The organism is Planomonospora sp. ID91781 (genome assembly GCF_015711595.1).
In the GTDB taxonomy this organism is placed as follows: Bacteria; Actinomycetota; Actinomycetes; order Streptosporangiales; family Streptosporangiaceae; genus Planomonospora; species Planomonospora parontospora.
Map to the genome: position 1 here is coordinate 1 of NZ_JABTEY010000002.1, position 17,178 is coordinate 17,178.

Here is a 17,178-nt window from a genome sequence, read left to right on the forward strand (position 1 = left end):
CGGCGGGGACGGCGCACCCGCGACGCCCACGGTGGCCGCACGGTACGCCGAGACGACCGCGGTGCTGGAGCGGGCGGCGGGCCCTGACCCCCGGCGGCGGGCCCGCCGCCGGGGGTCAGGGCCCGCCGCGGGCGGTCAGGACGGACGGAAGAGCGTGCCCGTCTCCTCCGGCCCGAGGATCCCCCCGAGGCAGCGGTAGGTGCGATCGCCGTCGGCGAACTGCTGCTTCGAGGGCGGCAGCACCGTCGAGCGCCACTTCCCGGCGGCGATCTTGCGGGCGTCGCCGTACCGGGAGGCGAGCATGATCCGCGACGCGCACACCTTCTTCACGGTCGGGTTCTTCTCCACCACCTGCTGGACGTGGGTGGAGACGTCCGACGGCAGGGTGGCGACCGCGTAGGTCTCCCAGTAGTGCGCCTCCTCGCAGCCGACCCGTCCCGCGCTCGCGTCGCCGGCCATGACGAGCAGACCGCTCCAGCACTCGGCCTCCGCCACGCACGCGGCCCCCGCCCCGGAGACCCCGGCGGCGGGGCAGCCGGCGGTGACGGTGTCGACCCCCTCGATCGCGGCGGACTTCGCCGGAGCCCCCTCCCCGGCGGAACCCTCGCTCCCGGTGGAGGCCGGACCCCCGCCCGCTGCGGACCCATCGGTGCTCGCCCCCGTGGAGGAGAACCCGGCCGACAGGCCGCCCCCCATGCCGCCCTCCATGTACATCAGCCCGACCCCGGCCAGCAGCAGGATGACGAAGGCCACCGCCACGGCGGCGAACACCCTGCCGTTCGACCCGCCGGACGCCGTGGAAACCGCGGGGGTCTGGGTGTGCGCGGACCCCCGCAGACCGGGCGAGGTCAGATGCGCGCGCACCGCTTCACCGCCGGGACCGCCCCCCGTTCCGGACGGGCCGGACGGCGGCCGTCCAGGCGGCATGCCGTACGGCGAGGGCCCGGTGGCGGACGGCGCCCCCGTCGGGAACCCCGCCGCGAACCCGGACGGGGCCGCCGACGGGGTCGCGGGGGAGAAGGGGCGGGACCCGGTGGCGTGCCGCGCCAGGTGCAGGTCGGTGAGGGCGTCGCGCAGGGCCGCGACCGAGGGGGTGCGCCGGGCCGGATCCGAGGCCATCGCCTGCCGGAGCACCTCGGTCAGCTCCGGCGGCACCCCCGGGATCTCGGGGATCGGCTGCCGGTGCAGGGCCATGATGACCGCGAGGTTGGCCACGCCGCTCTCCGGGAAGCGCGGCGGGCGGCCCGACAGCAGCGCGTACAGCGTGGCGGCCAGGGAGTAGACGTCCCCGGCCGCGGTGGGCTCGGTCAGCTCGAACGCCTCGGGCGGCGCGTAGGCGGGCGTGAGCGACTCGCGGGTCACCGACATCTCACCGCCCGCCGACGGCATGGTGGCCAGCCCGAAATCCGACAGCACCACGTTGCCGTAGCGGTTGATCAGGATGTTGGCGGGCTTGATGTCGCGGTGCAGCACGCCGACGGCGTGCGCGGCCGAGAGCGCGTCGGCGATCCGGACGCCGATGTCGGCGACCTCGGCGGGAGCCAGCCGCCCCTCGGCGCGCAGCCGGTCCAGCAGCGACCCGCCCGGGCACAGCTCCAGCACCATGTACGGCCGGCCGTCGGGCAGCACCCCGGCGTCGTAGACGTGGGCGACGTGCGGGTGGCCGGACAGCGCCCCGGCCGAGGTGACCTCGCGCATGAAGCGGCGCCGGTCGCGCTCGGAGACCAGGACCCGGTTGTCGACCTTGAGCGCGACCTCCCGGTCCACGGCCAGCTGCCGGGCCCGGTAGACGATCCCGAAACCGCCCTGACCGAGCACGCCGGACACCTCGTAGCCCGGGACCGCCACGGCACCTGCTTCGGCCACCTGCCACCTCCTGGAGAGAGCGGCAAGATTACCGGAAGTTCGCTTTCATCCCGGTTGAATTGCGTTCCGTCAGGTCGTCCAGCAGCTCGTCCCACATCGCGCCGACCGTGTCGAGGTCGTACCCGGCGGCCGTCACCAGGGCGCTCCCGCCGAGCCTGCGGCGCAGCTCCCGGTCCTCGATGAGCCGGCAGACGGCCTCGGCCAGTGCGGACGGCTTCTTGGAACCCACGAGCAGCCCGTCGTGCCCGTCCGTGATGATCTCCCCCGGCCCGTGCGGGCAGTCGAAGCTCACCACCGGCACGCCCTTGCTCATCGCCTCCAGGATCGTCATGCCGAACCCTTCGTAGCGCGAGCTGACGACGTAGACCGACGCCTTCGACAGTTCCACGCCGAGCTCCGCCGCGCGCCCCATCAGGAACACCCTGCCGGACAGGCCCGCCTCCTCGATCCTCGCGCGCAGCCGGTCCTCCGCCTTCCGCGTGCCCGCGCCGTAGATGCGCAGCACCCAGTCCGGATGCTCCGCTGCGACGTGCTTCCAGGCCGCGACCAGGCGGTCGAAGCCCTTGGCGTGCACCAGCCGGCCGGCGGCCGCCACGACCTTCTCCTCCAGCCCCGAGACGTCGCCCGCGAGGTCGGGAAGGGCGTTGGGGATGCGGACCAGCCGCCGCGGCGGGGCGGCCCGCAGCAGCCTGGCGTACTGGTCCCGGTCGGCCCGGGTGAGGGTGACGAAGGCGTCGAGCCTGCCGTACCTCCGCCTGGCCAGGCGCAGGACCTCCGGGGCGTGCACGCCGTACGTGACGTGCTCCTGGCCGACGGTGACGACCTCGGGCGGCGCGAACAGCGCGGTGACGAGGTTGAACGCGGGGCGGGTGGAGATCACCACGCCGGAGCGGAACGAGCGCAGGCGGCGCACCAGGCACAGGTCGGTCCAGAGGTTCAACGCGTGGTGGACCCGCTCCTGCTCGGGCACCAGGAGACTGGGGAAGCGTGACAGCAGCCGGGCGAGCGGCCCGGCCGGCCCGGTCCGGTCGTCCAGGAACGACACCCGCACGCCGGGTGGAACGGGGAAGAACGGCTCCCTGGCCGTCCGGACCACGCTGACGATCTCCACGTCGCGCTCCCTCGCGAGGTAGCCGGCGAGGTTGAACACGGTACGGATCGTCCCGCCCATGCCGTAGGCGTGCTGCAGCAGGATCCGGACCGTCCCGGCGTCCGGCGCCGGCGCCCTGCGCGCCCGCCTGGCGTTGAGCGCCTGCAGCAGCCACAGCGCCACCCGCGCCGCCAGCCCGCGGATCCTCCCCGCCGCCTTCCTCGCCGCTTTCCCCATCGAATCGCCCGTCACCTGAAGAGTCCCCTGCCCGACCGGTCCGCCCGCCCGAAGGCGCGTCCTGCGAGGCTGGCCCTGCCCGGGATGCTGGGAAATATCCTTTGGAAACCGCCATGAGACCTTTACGGGAGGCAGGACCTCCATGACGGGGTCCTCGGGCGGGATCCTCCGACGGGGCGGGAACCGGCGGACCCGGGATCGGCCTCCCCGCTTATCCTGATCTCTTCCGAGAGGGGACACTCGTGAGCGGACGGGATCCGGAGCGGCGGCGGGCGCTCCTGGACGCCGCCGACCGGGTGATCCGGCGGGAGGGCCCGGAGGCGTCCATGGCCGCGATCGCCGCGGAGGCCGGGGTCACCAAACCCATCCTCTACCGGCACTTCGGCGACAAGAGCGGGCTCTACCAGGCGCTGGCCGGCCGGCACGTCCGGAGCGTGGTCGGCCTCCTGCGGCCCGAGTTCGACAGGGCCGGGGCCGACCTGCGCGGCCGCGCCCGCTCCGCGGTCACCGCCTACCTCGACATGATCTCGGCCAACCTGAACCTCTACCGGTTCCTCTTCCACCGGGCCGGCGCGGAGGACAGCCGGACCCACTCCCAGATGACCGCGGTCGTGCGCGGGCTGGGGGAGGAGCTCGGCAGGGTGATCGCCGCGGAGTCGGACGACCTCGACCCGGTCCGCGCCCAGGTGCTCGGGCACGCCTTCGTCGGCATGGTCCAGGCCACCGGCGACTGGTGGCTGGAGCATCCCGAGGTGGACCGGACCGAGGTCGTCGAGGGACTGGTCAGCGTGATCGTGGCGGCGATGTCCGTCACCCCGGCATCGGCGGCCCGTCCCCGCTGACCCGTCCCGCGGCCGCTCCTCCCGGGGCCGTTCCTCCCGCGGTCACTCTCCGAAACGGGACAGCTTGCCGTGGGAGCGGGCGTAGCGCAGCGTCCACGCGAACAGTCCCAGCGTCGCCGCCAGGTAGACGGCGGCCAGCACCGCCGCCCAGGCCAGGGAGTCCCACGGTACGGCGCCGCCGCCCAGGACGGTCCGCATGCCGGTGAACACGTGCGTCGCCGGAAGGAACGAGGCGACGGCCTGGAGCGGCGCGGGCAGCACCTCGACCGGGTAGAAGATCCCGGCCAGCGGCTGCACGACGAAGACCAGCGACCAGGCGATGACCTGGGCGTTCTCCCCGAAGCGGAGGACGGCCGAGATGCCCACCAGGCCCAGGGACCAGCCCATCACCAGCAGCAGCGCCATGAACGGCACCAGCCCGGCGCCGAAGGAGGTGACGCCGAAGCCGTAGAAGGCCAGCGCCAGACCCGACATGACGGCCACGGCGAAGACCACCTTGCCGAGGGAGAACAGGATCAGGCCGATCACGTACTCGACGGTGGAGAGCGGGCTCACCTGGACGTTCAGCAGGTTCCTGCTCCAGATGTCCTCCAGGAACGCGATCGAGATCTCGTTGCTGGCCTTCTGCAGCACCTGCCAGAGGAGGACGGCGCCGATCAGGAAGGCCACCACGAACGGGACCTGCTGCGACTGCAGGAACACCGTCACGAAGCCCCAGACGAGCAACTCGATCGTCGGCCAGAACACGATCTCGAACATCCGGATCGGGCTGCGCCGCAACGCGGCGAAGTCCCGGCGGACCACGCCTCCGATGCGCGTCATGCGCGCCGGGACGCTGAGCGGGGGATGGGTCACGGTCACGGGTGTCATGGGCGGGTCACCTCGGGTCGTGAGCGGGCCACCTTGAGGAAGACCTCCTCCAGGCTGTCCGCGCTGTAGACGTCGGCGAGTTCGGCGGCGCTGCCGCTCGCGACGATCCGTCCGGCGGACATGAAGTGGATGCGATCGCACATCCGCTCCACCTCCTGCATGTTGTGAGAGGTGATCAGCATGGCCCGGCCGTGCTCCCGGGCGACGCGGACCAGGAGGCTCCGGATCCGGTCGCCGGCATCAGGGTCGAGGTTGGCGGTCGGCTCGTCGAGGATGAGCAGGCTGGGCTCGTTGACGAGCGCCTTGGCCAGCTGGACGCGGGTGCGCTGGCCGGAGGAGAGCTCCATCACCTTGCGCCTGCGCAGGGAGCCGAGGTCGAGCAGTTCGATGAGCTCCCCGACGCGGGCGCCGGGGTCGCGCACGCCGTACAGGCGGGCGAAGACGTCCAGCACCTCGCGGACCTGCAGCACCCCGGGCAGGTCCACGTAGCTGGCGGCGAAGTTGATCCGGCTGAGGACCTCGACGCGGTGGCGCTCCAGGTCCAGGCCGAACATGCGGATGCTCCCGGAGTCGGGAGTGATGAGCCCCAGGAGCATGTGCAGGGTGGTGGACTTGCCGGCACCGTTGGGGCCGAGGAGCCCGATGATCTCGCCGGCGCCGACGTCGAGGCTCACCTCGTGGACGGCGGTCACCGCACCGAATCTCTTCGCCAGGGCCTTGGCCTCCAGAATCGTCACCGTCCAAGCGTGCGCCCCGTCACAGGGACCGGGCAAAGGGTTTTCGGAGGCGGCCGGGTCGATTTGACGAGGTGGGCGAGGGTGCATAAAGTTCACCGGGCCTGAGGAGCCGGCGGTGACGCCGGGGACCCGGGACCCCTTGATCATCTCCACTCGATTCGACGCGAATCGGATGTTCGGGTAAGTTCGAGGGGTTGCCTCGGAAACGAGGCGGTCCGAATTCCAGAAAGATCGGCCAGACCGGGTCAAATTGACACGGAAAAGCGGATCTGAAAGAATAAAGACACAACGGAACGAACGAAACGCCCCGCGAGAGTGGCCTCACGGTCCGCTCGGACGGAGAACGCGTCCGTTTCTTGAGAACTCAACAGTGTGCTAAAAGCCAGTGCATGATGCACAACCCCGTCCCACCCGAACCCCTGAGGGTCGGGAGGACGGATTCCTTTGGTTGGATCATCCATCATGGATGCTTTCAGCCGGGATGGGAACTGTTCAGACATTGTTTGGAGAGTTTGATCCTGGCTCAGGACGAACGCTGGCGGCGTGCTTAACACATGCAAGTCGAGCGGAAAGGCCCTTCGGGGTACTCGAGCGGCGAACGGGTGAGTAACACGTGAGTAACCTGCCCCTGACTCTGGGATAAGCCCGGGAAACTGGGTCTAATACCGGATACGACCCGCGGCCGCATGGCCTGCGGGTGGAAAGTTTTTTCGGTCGGGGATGGACTCGCGGCCTATCAGCTTGTTGGTGAGGTAGTGGCTCACCAAGGCGACGACGGGTAGCCGGCCTGAGAGGGCGACCGGCCACACTGGGACTGAGACACGGCCCAGACTCCTACGGGAGGCAGCAGTGGGGAATATTGCGCAATGGGCGAAAGCCTGACGCAGCGACGCCGCGTGGGGGATGACGGCCTTCGGGTTGTAAACCTCTTTCAGCAGGGACGAAGTTGACGTGTACCTGCAGAAGAAGCGCCGGCTAACTACGTGCCAGCAGCCGCGGTAATACGTAGGGCGCAAGCGTTGTCCGGAATTATTGGGCGTAAAGAGCTCGTAGGTGGCTTGTCGCGTCGGATGTGAAAGCTTGGGGCTTAACTCCAGGTCTGCATTCGATACGGGCTGGCTAGAGGTAGGTAGGGGCAAGCGGAATTCCTGGTGTAGCGGTGAAATGCGCAGATATCAGGAGGAACACCGGTGGCGAAGGCGGCTTGCTGGGCCTTACCTGACGCTGAGGAGCGAAAGCGTGGGGAGCGAACAGGATTAGATACCCTGGTAGTCCACGCTGTAAACGTTGGGCGCTAGGTGTGGGGGCCTTCCACGGTTTCCGCGCCGTAGCTAACGCATTAAGCGCCCCGCCTGGGGAGTACGGCCGCACGGCTAAAACTCAAAGGAATTGACGGGGGCCCGCACAAGCGGCGGAGCATGTTGCTTAATTCGACGCAACGCGAAGAACCTTACCAAGGCTTGACATCGCCCGGAAAGCTCTAGAGATAGGGCCCTCTTCGGACCGGGTGACAGGTGGTGCATGGCTGTCGTCAGCTCGTGTCGTGAGATGTTGGGTTAAGTCCCGCAACGAGCGCAACCCTTGTTCCATGTTGCCAGCACGCTCCTTCGGGGGTGGTGGGGACTCATGGGAGACTGCCGGGGTCAACTCGGAGGAAGGTGGGGATGACGTCAAGTCATCATGCCCCTTATGTCTTGGGCTGCAAACATGCTACAATGGCCGGTACAGAGGGTTGCGATACCGTGAGGTGGAGCGAATCCCTAAAAGCCGGTCTCAGTTCGGATTGGGGTCTGCAACTCGACCCCATGAAGTCGGAGTCGCTAGTAATCGCAGATCAGCAACGCTGCGGTGAATACGTTCCCGGGCCTTGTACACACCGCCCGTCACGTCACGAAAGTCGGCAACACCCGAAGCCCGTGGCCCAACCCACTTGTGGGGGGGAGCGGTCGAAGGTGGGGCTGGCGATTGGGACGAAGTCGTAACAAGGTAGCCGTACCGGAAGGTGCGGCTGGATCACCTCCTTTCTAAGGAGCACCGGTCCGCAGGCCACCTGGTGGCCGGCGGGTCCATGCCGGGTCCGCGGGCGAGTGTCCCGCGCTCGGCGCGCTCATTAGTGGAGCACTGGCTAGTCAGCAGTCCGGGTCGCCGGGCCGCCAGTACCGCCCGCCTCTTTCGAGGGGATGGGAGTGGGAACGGGGTCGTCAGGGGGTCGGGGCTGGTCTGCAGCACACTGTTGGGTCCTGAGGAAACGGACCTTGCGGAGCGCGGCTCCCGCCGGATGGCGGGCAGGTCGCGTTCCGGCTCGCCCCGAGTCGTCGGGGCGGGGGTTCGTGATGATCCTCGGACGGGGCCGATCTTCTGTCATACCGCTTGCCTGTGAGGGCGGGGTCTGGTGGCGGGTGGGGTCGGTGGCTGTTTGTTGTTTGAGATTTGCATAGTGGACGCGAGCATCTTTGTGGCCAAGTTTTTTAGGGCACACGGTGGATGCCTTGGCATCAGGAGCCGATGAAGGACGTGGGAGGCTGCGTTAAGCCTCGGGGAGTCGCCAACCAGACGTTGATCCGGGGATGTCCGAATGGGGAAACCTAGCACCCGTCATGGGGTGTTGCCTCCGCCTGAATGTATAGGGCGGTTGGTGGTAACGCGGGGAAGTGAAACATCTCAGTACCCGTAGGAAGAGAAAACAACATGTGATTCCGTGAGTAGTGGTGAGCGAAAGCGGATGAGGCTAAACCGTATGCGTGTGATAGCCGGCAGGCGTTGCGTGTGCGGGGTCGTGGGACCTTCTGACGGTTTCTGCCGAGACCGTAAGCAGTGAGAAATCCAGTGGGTAGTCGAAGTCTCTGGGAAGGGACGCCGTAGACCGTGAGAGCCGGGTAGGCGAAACCTGTTGGACTGCTGGAGGGGATCCCAAGTAGCACGGGGCCCGAGAAATCCTGTGTGAATCTGCCAGGACCACCTGGTAAGCCTAAATACTCCCTGATGACCGATAGTGCACTAGTACCGTGAGGGAAAGGTGAAAAGCACCCCGGTGAGGGGTCGTGAAATAGTACCTGAAACCGTGTGCCTACAAGCCGTAGGAGCGTGCACAGCTTGCTGTGCGTGATGTGACTGCGTGCCTTTTGAAGAATGAGCCTGCGAGTTATGGTGTGTGGCGAGGTTAACCCGTGTGGGGGAGCCGTAGGGAAACCGAGTCTGAATAGGGCGTTTGAGTCGCATGCTGTAGACCCGAAGCGGAGTGATCTAGGCATGGGCAGGTTGAAGCGTGGGTAAGACTGCGTGGAGGACCGAACCCACCAGGGTTGAAAACCTGGGGGATGACCTGTGTTTAGGGGTGAAAGGCCAATCAAACTCCGTGATAGCTGGTTCTCCCCGAAATGCATTTAGGTGCAGCGTCGCGTGTTTCTTGCCGGAGGTAGAGCACTGGATGGCCGATGGGCCCGACAAGGTTACTGACGTCAGCCAAACTCCGAATGCCGGTAAGTGAGAGCGTGGCAGTGAGACTGCGGGGGATAAGCTCCGTAGTCGAGAGGGAAACAGCCCAGACCACCGACTAAGGCCCCTAAGCGTGTGCTAAGTGGGAAAGGATGTGGAGTCGCAGTGACAACCAGGAGGTTGGCTTAGAAGCAGCCACCCTTGAAAGAGTGCGTAATAGCTCACTGGTCAAGTGATTCCGCGCCGACAATGTAGCGGGGCTCAAGTGCACCGCCGAAGTCGTGGCATTCACACATTGAGCCTGGCAGCGTGAGCTGTCTGGGTGTGTGGATGGGTAGGGGAGCGTCGTGCGGCCGGCGAAGCAGCCGAGTGATCGAGTTGTGGAGGCCGTGCGAGTGAGAATGCAGGCATGAGTAGCGAATCAGAAGTGAGAAACTTCTGCGCCGGATGACCAAGGGTTCCTGGGCCAGGCTAATCCGCCCAGGGTAAGTCGGGACCTAAGGCGAGGCCGACAGGCGTAGTCGATGGACAACGGGTTGATATTCCCGTACCCGTGGTGATGCGCCCATATCGAATCCAGTGATACTAAGGGTCCTTAACTCGATCGTCCCTTCGGGGATGGTGTCAGAGTGAACGCCTGGCCTGATCTGGTAGTAGGTAAGCGATGGGGTGACGCAGGAAGGTAGCCCATCCCAGGCGATGGTAGTCCTGGGGTAAGCAGGTAGGGAGAGAGGTAGGCAAATCCGCCTCTCATGTATCCTGAGATGTGATGCCGAGCCGATTGTGGCGAAGTGGGTGATCCTATGCTGCCGAGAAAAGCCTCTAGCGAGCATCAGTGCGGCCCGTACCCGAAACCGACTCAGGTGGTCAGGTAGAGAATACCAAGGCGATCGGGTGAACTGTGGTTAAGGAACTCGGCAAATTGCCCCCGTAACTTCGGGAGAAGGGGGGCCTTCGCTGGTGACGGGACTTGCTCCCCGAGCTGGTGGGGGCCGCAGTGGCCAGGGGGAAGCGACTGTTTACTAAAAACACAGGTCCGTGCGAAGTCGTAAGACGATGTATACGGACTGACGCCTGCCCGGTGCTGGAACGTTAAGGGGACCGGTTAGCGGGCGCAAGCCTGCGACGCTGAGAACTTAAGCGCCAGTAAACGGCGGTGGTAACTATAACCATCCTAAGGTAGCGAAATTCCTTGTCGGGTAAGTTCCGACCTGCACGAATGGCGTAACGACTTCCCCGCTGTCTCAACCGCAGACCCGGCGAAATTGCACTACGAGTAAAGATGCTCGTTACGCGCAGCAGGACGGAAAGACCCCGGGACCTTCACTACAGCTTGACATTGGCGTTTGGAGCGTCTTGTGTAGGATAGGTGGGAGACTATGAGGCTCGGACGCTAGTTCGGGTGGAGTCATTGGTGAAATACCACTCTGGTCGTTTTGAACGTCTAACTTCGGTCCGTGATCCGGATCAGGGACAGTGTCTGGTGGGTAGTTTAACTGGGGCGGTTGCCTCCTAAAGGGTAACGGAGGCGCCCAAAGGTTCCCTCAGCCTGGTTGGCAATCAGGTGTCGAGTGTAAGTGCACAAGGGAGCTTGACTGTGAGACCGACGGGTCGAGCAGGAGCGAAAGCTGGGACTAGTGATCCGGCGGTGGCATGTGGAAGCGCCGTCGCTCAACGGCTAAAAGGTACCCCGGGGATAACAGGCTGATCTTCCCCAAGAGTCCATATCGACGGGATGGTTTGGCACCTCGATGTCGGCTCGTCGCATCCTGGGGCTGGAGTAGGTCCCAAGGGTTGGGCTGTTCGCCCATTAAAGCGGTACGCGAGCTGGGTTTAGAACGTCGCGAGACAGTTCGGTCCCTATCCGCTGCGCGCGCAGGAGACTTGAAAGGGGCTGTCCCTAGTACGAGAGGACCGGGACGGACGAACCTCTGGTGTGCCAGTTGTTCCGCCAGGAGCACGGCTGGTTGGCTACGTTCGGAAGGGATAACCGCTGAAAGCATCTAAGCGGGAAGCTCGCCTTGAGATGAGGTCTCCCACCCGTGAGGGGTAAGGCTCCCGGTAGACGACCGGGTTGATAGGCCGGAGGTGGAAGCGCAGTAATGTGTGGAGCTGACCGGTACTAATAGGCCGAGGACTTGACCTCAAAGCATACTTTTCTTGCTCGCGTCCACTAGGCAATTCTGAGACGGCAAACGGGTTTCCTGTTTGATTGTTTCATGGGGTTACGGCGGTTATGGCGAAGGGGAAACACCCGGTTACATTCCGAACCCGGAAGTTAAGCTCTTCAGCGCCGATGGTACTGCACTCGGGAGGGTGTGGGAGAGTAGGTCGCCGCCGGACATTTGTTGAGTGAGGGCCGCCCTTCGGGGCGGCCCTTTCTTGTTTTCGCGGGGGTGCTCCCAGGTTTCCGGGGCTGGTTGCGGAACGGGGCGGGTCCTCCTTCGAGGGCGGTCGGTGATCGTTATCCGGTGTTCAGCGCGAGGGCCTCCGGTCACCGCGGTACGGCTGCCAGCCGGGCAACTCGCCCCGGACGCGGGCCGCTTCGCCGCTCATCGGGCGGGCCGCCGTCCGAGGGAGACCTTCCTGTCGTTCCGGGGGCGGGCGTGTCCGGCAGCGGCCGTGAGCTTCCCGGTACCCCCTTTACAAACATGCGGGTGATCACCCAGGCTTGTGAACCGGGTGGACCGGATGATCCGGTACAGACACGGGCCGCGACCAGAACATGCCGCACCCGCCCGATCCCATTCACCGATTCCTGTTCCTGTTCTCTGGAGTCACGTTGTCCGTCTTGCATGATCGGTGGCGGGTCTCGGTCGCCTTGGCGTACGCGGCCTTCGTGCTGGTCGGGATGAGCGCCGGGGTCGGGGGCGTGCTGCTGCCCGCGCAGATCGGCGACTACGGCGTGGACAAGGCCACCGTCGGGCTCACCTTCTTCACCTTCTCGGCGGGGTTCATGCTCGCCGGAGCCACCGCCGGATCGCTGGTCGACCGGCTCGGCACCCGTGCCGCGCTCGTCGTCGGCGGCGGCGCGTTCGTGCTGGCCGGGCTGTACACGGCGATCCGCCCGCCGTTCGCCGCGCTCGTGGCGGTGCAGGTGGTGGCCGGTTACGGCACGGGTGTGCTGGAGTCCGTGCTCAACGCCTACCTCACCCGGCTGCCGTCGGCCACGACCCTGCTCAACCACCTGCACGCGTTCTTCGGCGTCGGTGCGCTGCTCGGCCCGCTGCTGGCCGCCTGGATGCTGGGTTTCCTGCCCTGGACGGCCGTCTGGCTGGTGCTGGCCGTGGTGTGCCTACCGCTGACGGCGGGCTTCCTGGTTGCCTATCCCGGAGGCGGCACCACCGGGAGGAGAGCCGGGCGCCGTACGGATCCGGCGTCGCCACAGTCCTCCGGTGCGCCCGACCCCGCCAGCCCCGCCCACACCCCGGAGAAGGCGGAGAAGGGCCTGCTGGCCGCCGCCCTCAGGACGCCCGGTGTGCTGCTCGCCTCCGTGTTCCTCGCCGTCTACGTCGGGCTGGAGATCGGCGTGGGCAACTGGGGCTTCAGTTTCATGGTCGAGGAGTACGGGCAGCCGGGCCTGGTGGCCGGGTACACCGTCAGCGGTTACTGGCTCGGGCTGACCCTGGGCCGGTTCCTGATCAGCCCGGTCGCCGCCAGACTGGGGCTGACGGCGACCGGGATGGCGTTCGTGTGCCTGTTCGGGGTCACGGCCAGTGCCGCGCTGATCTGGCTGGCGCCGGTGACGGCGGTGGCCGCCGCCGGTTTCGCCCTGCTCGGGTTCTTCCTCGGGCCGCTCTTCCCGACGGCGATGGTGGTGGTGCCGAGGCTCACCACGCCCCGGTTGGTGCCCACGGCCATCGGCGTCATGAACGGCGTGTCGGTCATCGGCGGTTCCGCGCTGCCCTGGCTGGCGGGCGCCGTCGCGCAGGGCGTCGGAGTGTGGACCCTGATGCCCTTCGCGCTGGCCCTCGCCCTGCTGCAGCTCGTCGTCTGGCACCTGCTCGTCGCCCGGATGACGGCGGATGAGGACGTCCCGGCACCGAGTCCCGGCTGACACGGTCCGAGCCCGATCCCGCGCTGTCGGTCATGGCGATGGCGATCTCGCTGCCGGCCTCGGTGACCTGAACCGATCACCTCTGCGGTACGTCCCGGGAGGCATGATGTCACGCGTGACGACCATGCTCACCCTGATCGCGGCCCTGACGGCGGGTACCGGTGGTACGGCCGGTGCCTCGTCGGCCTGCTCGTGCGCGGAGCGCACACCGCGGCAGCTCGTGGAGGCGGCTGAGGTCGTCTTCTCCGCCACCGCCACGGACGTCCGCGTGGGCGAATCGACGCTGGGCGGCGGCAGCGTCACCGCCGTGCTCCACACCGACCACGTCTACAAGGGCGAACCCGATGCCGAATCCGCGGTGTTCACCAGAGCCCATGGGTCGGCCTGCGGATACGAGTTCGTGGAAGGCCGCCGCTATCTGGTGTTCGCGGACGTCCGGGACTCGCGGCTGGTCACGACACTGTGCTCGGGCAACAGGCTCCTTCCGGCCGGAGACGAGCCGTTGCGGCTCTCCGACCGGACCCAGGGCAGGGGGCCGCTCACCTCCCAGCTGATCACCGCTCTGGGGGAGCCCACCCGAGCGGACACCGAGCCCGCCGCCCCCGTCCGCACCGGACCCGTGGACGACAGGCCCGCTCCCGCCTCCGGCCGCACCGGGCTCATGGTGATCGCCGTAGCGGTCGGGGCGGTGATGCTGACCGGGATCATGTGGACACGCCGGAGGGCGAGGGCAGGCCGCCGGGACTGAAGCCCGCGCCCGGCCCGGCCGCCCGGGCGCCACCCGCGTCCTGGGGTCCGGCACCCCGGCGGGCTGCACGTCATCCGGCCGGCTCGCGCCGTCGGTGACGGGGCCGTGTCACCATCCCGGAACCGGAGGAGCGCGAAACCGGGGTCGCCCGGGCGTACGACCCCGTGACCGGCCCCGTGACCGGGCACGGGGCCGTACCGGATTCAGTGGGCGGTGAGGTCGAGGTCCTTGATGCGGGGGTCGCCCTCGTCGGCGAGGTAGTGGTCGGGGCGGGTGGCGTCTCCGCCGTCGGCGAGCCCGGCGGCGCGCGCGACGACCGTGCCGAGGGCCGCGACGGCCAGGTTGACGGCCAGTGCCAGGACGCCCGCGTAGACGGTCATCTTCGTGTCCAGGCCGAGCTTGTCCAGCGGGAACGCCGATCCGGCGAAGTGCAGCTTGCCGGTGGCCGGGTTGCCGATGTTGTAGAGCAGGAGCATGCCCGCGCCCATGCCCGCGACCCAGCCGGTGATCAGACCGGCGCGGTGGAACCAGCGGGTGTAGAGGCCCAGCGCCACGGCCGGGAGCGTCTGCAGGATGATGACGCCGCCGATGAGCTGCAGGTCGATGGAGAAGCCGGTGTCCAGGAAGAGGATGCAGGCCACCGCGCCGACCTTGACCAGCAGTGAGGTGATCTTGGAGACACGGGCCTCGTCGGCGTCGCTCGCGTCCGGCTTGACGTACTCCTTGTAGATGTTGCGGGTGAACAGGTTCGCCGCGGCGATCGACATGATGGCGGCGGGGACCAGGGCGCCGATGCCGACCGCGGCGTAGGCCACCCCGGTGAACCAGTCGGGGAACATCTGGTCGAACAACCGCGGCACGATCGTGTTGTTGTCCTTGCCGATCGGCGTGGTCCCGGCCGCGATCGCCATGAAGCCGAGCAGCGAGATCAGGCCGAGCAGCAGGCTGTAGGCGGGCAGCGCCGACATGTTCCGCTTGATCACGTCGCGGTTCTTCGAGGCCAGCACGCCGGTGATGCTGTGCGGGTAGAGGAAGAGCGCGAGCGCCGAGCCGAAGGCGAGCGTGACGTACTGCAACTGGTTGTTGGCGTTGAGCAGGATGCCGTCGCCCGGTGCGGGGGAGGCGGCGAACTTCTCCTGGGCCTTGTTGAAGATCACGTCCCAGCCGCCCAGCTTGGCCGGGATGACGATGACCGCGGCCAGGATCACGATGTAGATCAGCGTGTCCTTGACGAAGGCGATCAGCGCGGGGGCGCGCAGCCCCGACTGGTAGGTGTAGGCGGCCAGGATCGCGAACGCGATGATGATCGGCAGGTGCCCGGTCACGCCCATCGACTTCAGCACGGCCTCGATGCCGACGAGCTGCAGGGCGATGTACGGCATGGTCGCGACGATGCCGGTGATCGCGATCAGCAGGGCGAGGGTGGGGGAGCCGAAACGGGCCCGGACGAAGTCGGCCGGGGTCACGAAGCCGTGGATGTGCGAGACCGACCAGAGCCGGATCAGCACCAGGAACACCATGGGGTAGATGACGACGGTGTACGGCACGGCGAAGAAGCCCATCGCGCCCGCGCCCCACAGCAGGGCGGGCACGGCGACGAAGGTGTAGGCGGTGTAGAGGTCGCCGCCGACCAGGAACCAGGTGATCCAGGAGCCGAAGCTCCGGCCGCCCAGGCCCCACTCGTCGAGGCTGGCCAGGTCCTTGGGCCGGCGCCAGCGGGAGGCGACGAATCCCATGCCGCTGACGACCAGGAACAGGACGGTGAATACGATGATCTCGGTCAGGTGCTCCTGCACGACGTCACCGCCCCCGCTTGGTCATCTGGTAGACGATCGTGGTGCAGGTGACGCCGACCGCGATGAAGGCGAGCTGGAGCCAGTAGAACATCGGGAAGCCGAGCAGCCGGGGCTCGTCCGAGTTGAACAGGAAGGGCAGCAGGGGCAGGACGATCGGGACGAGCAGCAGTCGGTTCCACGGGCTGCGATCGCTCCGGTTCCCATTGGGTGCGGACAACGCGATCCCCTCATATCGGAGAGAAGCCGGTCGGCCACGGACCGGCCCTTCGGGCTGACCGGCAGAGTAACCATGTGATCGTTTCATTGCGGTCACCGCGCGTCGAACGCACCCGTCAGCGCGCCGAACGGTCGGCCGGCCGCCTGCGCGGCGCCGCGGTCGAGGTCAGGGCCGTCCCGCTCCGCCGGCCCCGTCGCTCGGCGAACGGATCCCACCGGCCGCAGAATGACCCGCGTCCCCGCCTTGACAAGCTTGCAGGCGGCTCGTAAAGGCGGGGAGGTCCTGCCCGGCCTGTGCATGGAGATCGGCGGAGAAACATGACAGTGGGTGTCCTCTTATCCGGTCAGCATCGGTCTCATGGAGAAGACACTGACGGGGAAGGTCGCCCTGGTCGCCGGGGCGACGCGCGGTACGGGCCGGGCGATAGCGGCGGAGCTGGGCGCCGCGGGGGCGACCGTCTACTGCACCGGGCGCACGACGCAGGAGCAACGCTCGGAGATGGACCGTCCGGAGACCATCGAGGAGACGGCCGAGCTCGTGACCCGGGCGGGCGGCGAGGGCATCGCCGTCCAGGTGGACCACCTGGAACCGGAGCGGGTGCGGGCGCTGGTGGAGCGGATCGACCGCGAGCACGGCCGGCTCGACGTGCTGGTCAACGACATCTGGGGCGGCGACAGGCTGGCCGCCTGGGACACGCCGCTGTGGGAGCACTCCCTGGACGACGGCCTGCGCCTGCTCCGGCTGGCGGTCGACACCCACCTGATCACCAGCCACTTCGCGCTGCCGCTGCTGACCAGGAACCGGGGCGGCCTGCTCGTGGAGGTGACCGACGGCACCTGGGAGTACAACGCCGGCCACTACCGGGTCTCCTGCTTCTACGACCTGGCCAAGGTCGCGGTGAACCGGCTGGGGTTCTCCCAGGCCCACGAGCTGCGCCCGTACGGCTGCACCGCGGTCTCCCTGACCCCCGGCTGGCTGCGCTCGGAGATGATGCTGGAGATCTACGGGGTGAAGGAGGAGAACTGGCGTGACGCGCTCGAGAAGGAGCCGCACTTCGTGATCTCGGAGTCGCCCGCCTTCACCGGCCGCGCGGTGGTGGCGCTGGCCGCCGACCCGGAACGGGAGCGCTGGTCGGGCCGGTCGCTCTCCAGCGGGGGGCTCGCCCAGGTGTACGGCTTCACCGACGTCGACGGCACCCGGCCGGACGCCTGGCGCTACCTGGTCGAGGTGCAGGACGCGGGCAGGCCCGCCGACGCCACCGGCTACCGCTGAGAGCCGGCCTC

Annotated in this window: 10 protein-coding genes and 3 rRNA genes; 7 read left to right on the forward strand and 6 right to left on the reverse strand. The window is 67.5% G+C overall.

Features of this window, described 5'->3' with window-relative positions; translation table 11 throughout:
- Positions 1–135 precede the first annotated feature (135 nt).
- Complete coding sequence (locus HS048_RS19245) at positions 136–1,866, reverse strand: serine/threonine-protein kinase (protein WP_196468079.1); 1,731 nt, start codon at positions 1,864–1,866, stop codon at positions 136–138.
- A 28-nt stretch (positions 1,867–1,894) separates the two neighbouring features.
- Positions 1,895–3,193, reverse strand: a complete 1,299-nt coding sequence (locus HS048_RS19250) for a glycosyltransferase family 4 protein (protein WP_196468081.1) — start codon at positions 3,191–3,193, stop codon at positions 1,895–1,897.
- 242 nt (positions 3,194–3,435) lie between these two features.
- Here HS048_RS19250 and HS048_RS19255 point away from each other — a divergent pair, with 242 nt between their 5' ends.
- Positions 3,436–4,035: a TetR family transcriptional regulator gene (locus tag HS048_RS19255; RefSeq protein WP_196468083.1), complete on the forward strand. Its 600-nt coding sequence runs from the start codon at positions 3,436–3,438 to the stop codon at positions 4,033–4,035.
- A gap of 42 nt (positions 4,036–4,077) precedes the next feature.
- On the opposite strand, the gene HS048_RS19260 is transcribed toward HS048_RS19255, so the two are convergent.
- Together HS048_RS19260 and HS048_RS19265 are read right to left on the reverse strand one after the other, a co-directional pair.
- Positions 4,078–4,905, reverse strand: a complete 828-nt coding sequence (locus HS048_RS19260; RefSeq protein ID WP_068902947.1) for an ABC transporter permease — start codon at positions 4,903–4,905, stop codon at positions 4,078–4,080.
- Positions 4,902–5,642, reverse strand: a complete 741-nt coding sequence (locus HS048_RS19265) for an ABC transporter ATP-binding protein (RefSeq protein ID WP_068902945.1) — start codon at positions 5,640–5,642, stop codon at positions 4,902–4,904. The genes HS048_RS19260 and HS048_RS19265 overlap by 4 nt, the downstream gene beginning before the upstream one ends.
- A 500-nt stretch (positions 5,643–6,142) precedes the next feature.
- Between HS048_RS19265 and HS048_RS19270 the strand changes: the two genes are divergently transcribed.
- From HS048_RS19270 to HS048_RS19290, 5 genes are all read left to right on the forward strand, one after another.
- Positions 6,143–7,666: ribosomal RNA gene (locus HS048_RS19270) — 16S ribosomal RNA — on the forward strand.
- 433 nt (positions 7,667–8,099) lie between these two features.
- Positions 8,100–11,223 (forward strand): 23S ribosomal RNA (locus tag HS048_RS19275).
- 80 nt (positions 11,224–11,303) lie between these two features.
- Positions 11,304–11,420 (forward strand): 5S ribosomal RNA (gene rrf, locus HS048_RS19280).
- Together the 16S, 23S and 5S rRNA genes form the textbook arrangement of a ribosomal RNA operon.
- Before the next feature lie 448 nt (positions 11,421–11,868).
- Positions 11,869–13,134: a sugar MFS transporter gene (locus HS048_RS19285; protein WP_196468085.1), complete on the forward strand. Its 1,266-nt coding sequence runs from the start codon at positions 11,869–11,871 to the stop codon at positions 13,132–13,134.
- 115 nt (positions 13,135–13,249) lie between these two features.
- Positions 13,250–13,882, forward strand: a complete 633-nt coding sequence (locus HS048_RS19290) for a hypothetical protein (RefSeq protein ID WP_196468087.1) — start codon at positions 13,250–13,252, stop codon at positions 13,880–13,882.
- 203 nt (positions 13,883–14,085) lie between these two features.
- On the opposite strand, the gene mctP is transcribed toward HS048_RS19290, so the two are convergent.
- A complete protein-coding gene (mctP, locus tag HS048_RS19295; protein ID WP_068900575.1) occupies positions 14,086–15,678 on the reverse strand; it encodes a monocarboxylate uptake permease MctP in 1,593 nt (530 codons plus the stop codon).
- Positions 15,679–15,682: 4 nt separating this feature from the next.
- Positions 15,683–15,895 carry a DUF3311 domain-containing protein gene (locus tag HS048_RS19300; RefSeq protein WP_230881787.1) on the reverse strand — a complete coding sequence of 71 codons (213 nt, stop codon included), beginning with the start codon at positions 15,893–15,895 and terminating at the stop codon, positions 15,683–15,685.
- A 357-nt stretch (positions 15,896–16,252) separates the two neighbouring features.
- Here HS048_RS19300 and HS048_RS19305 point away from each other — a divergent pair, with 357 nt between their 5' ends.
- The gene (locus tag HS048_RS19305) at positions 16,253–17,167 is read left to right on the forward strand and encodes an SDR family oxidoreductase (protein WP_196468089.1); all 915 of its coding nucleotides are present in this window, start codon (positions 16,253–16,255) and stop codon (positions 17,165–17,167) included.
- The last annotated feature ends 11 nt before the right edge of the window (positions 17,168–17,178 follow it).

Excerpts from the sequence above, each read along its gene's own strand:
- HS048_RS19305 (WP_196468089.1), top strand. The coding sequence starts at position 16,253 with ATGGAGAAGACACTGACGGGGAAGGTCGCCCTGGTCGCCGGGGCGACG.
- HS048_RS19260 (WP_068902947.1), bottom strand. The coding sequence starts at position 4,905 with ATGACACCCGTGACCGTGACCCATCCCCCGCTCAGCGTCCCGGCGCGC.
- HS048_RS19250 (WP_196468081.1), bottom strand. The coding sequence starts at position 3,193 with ATGGGGAAAGCGGCGAGGAAGGCGGCGGGGAGGATCCGCGGGCTGGCG.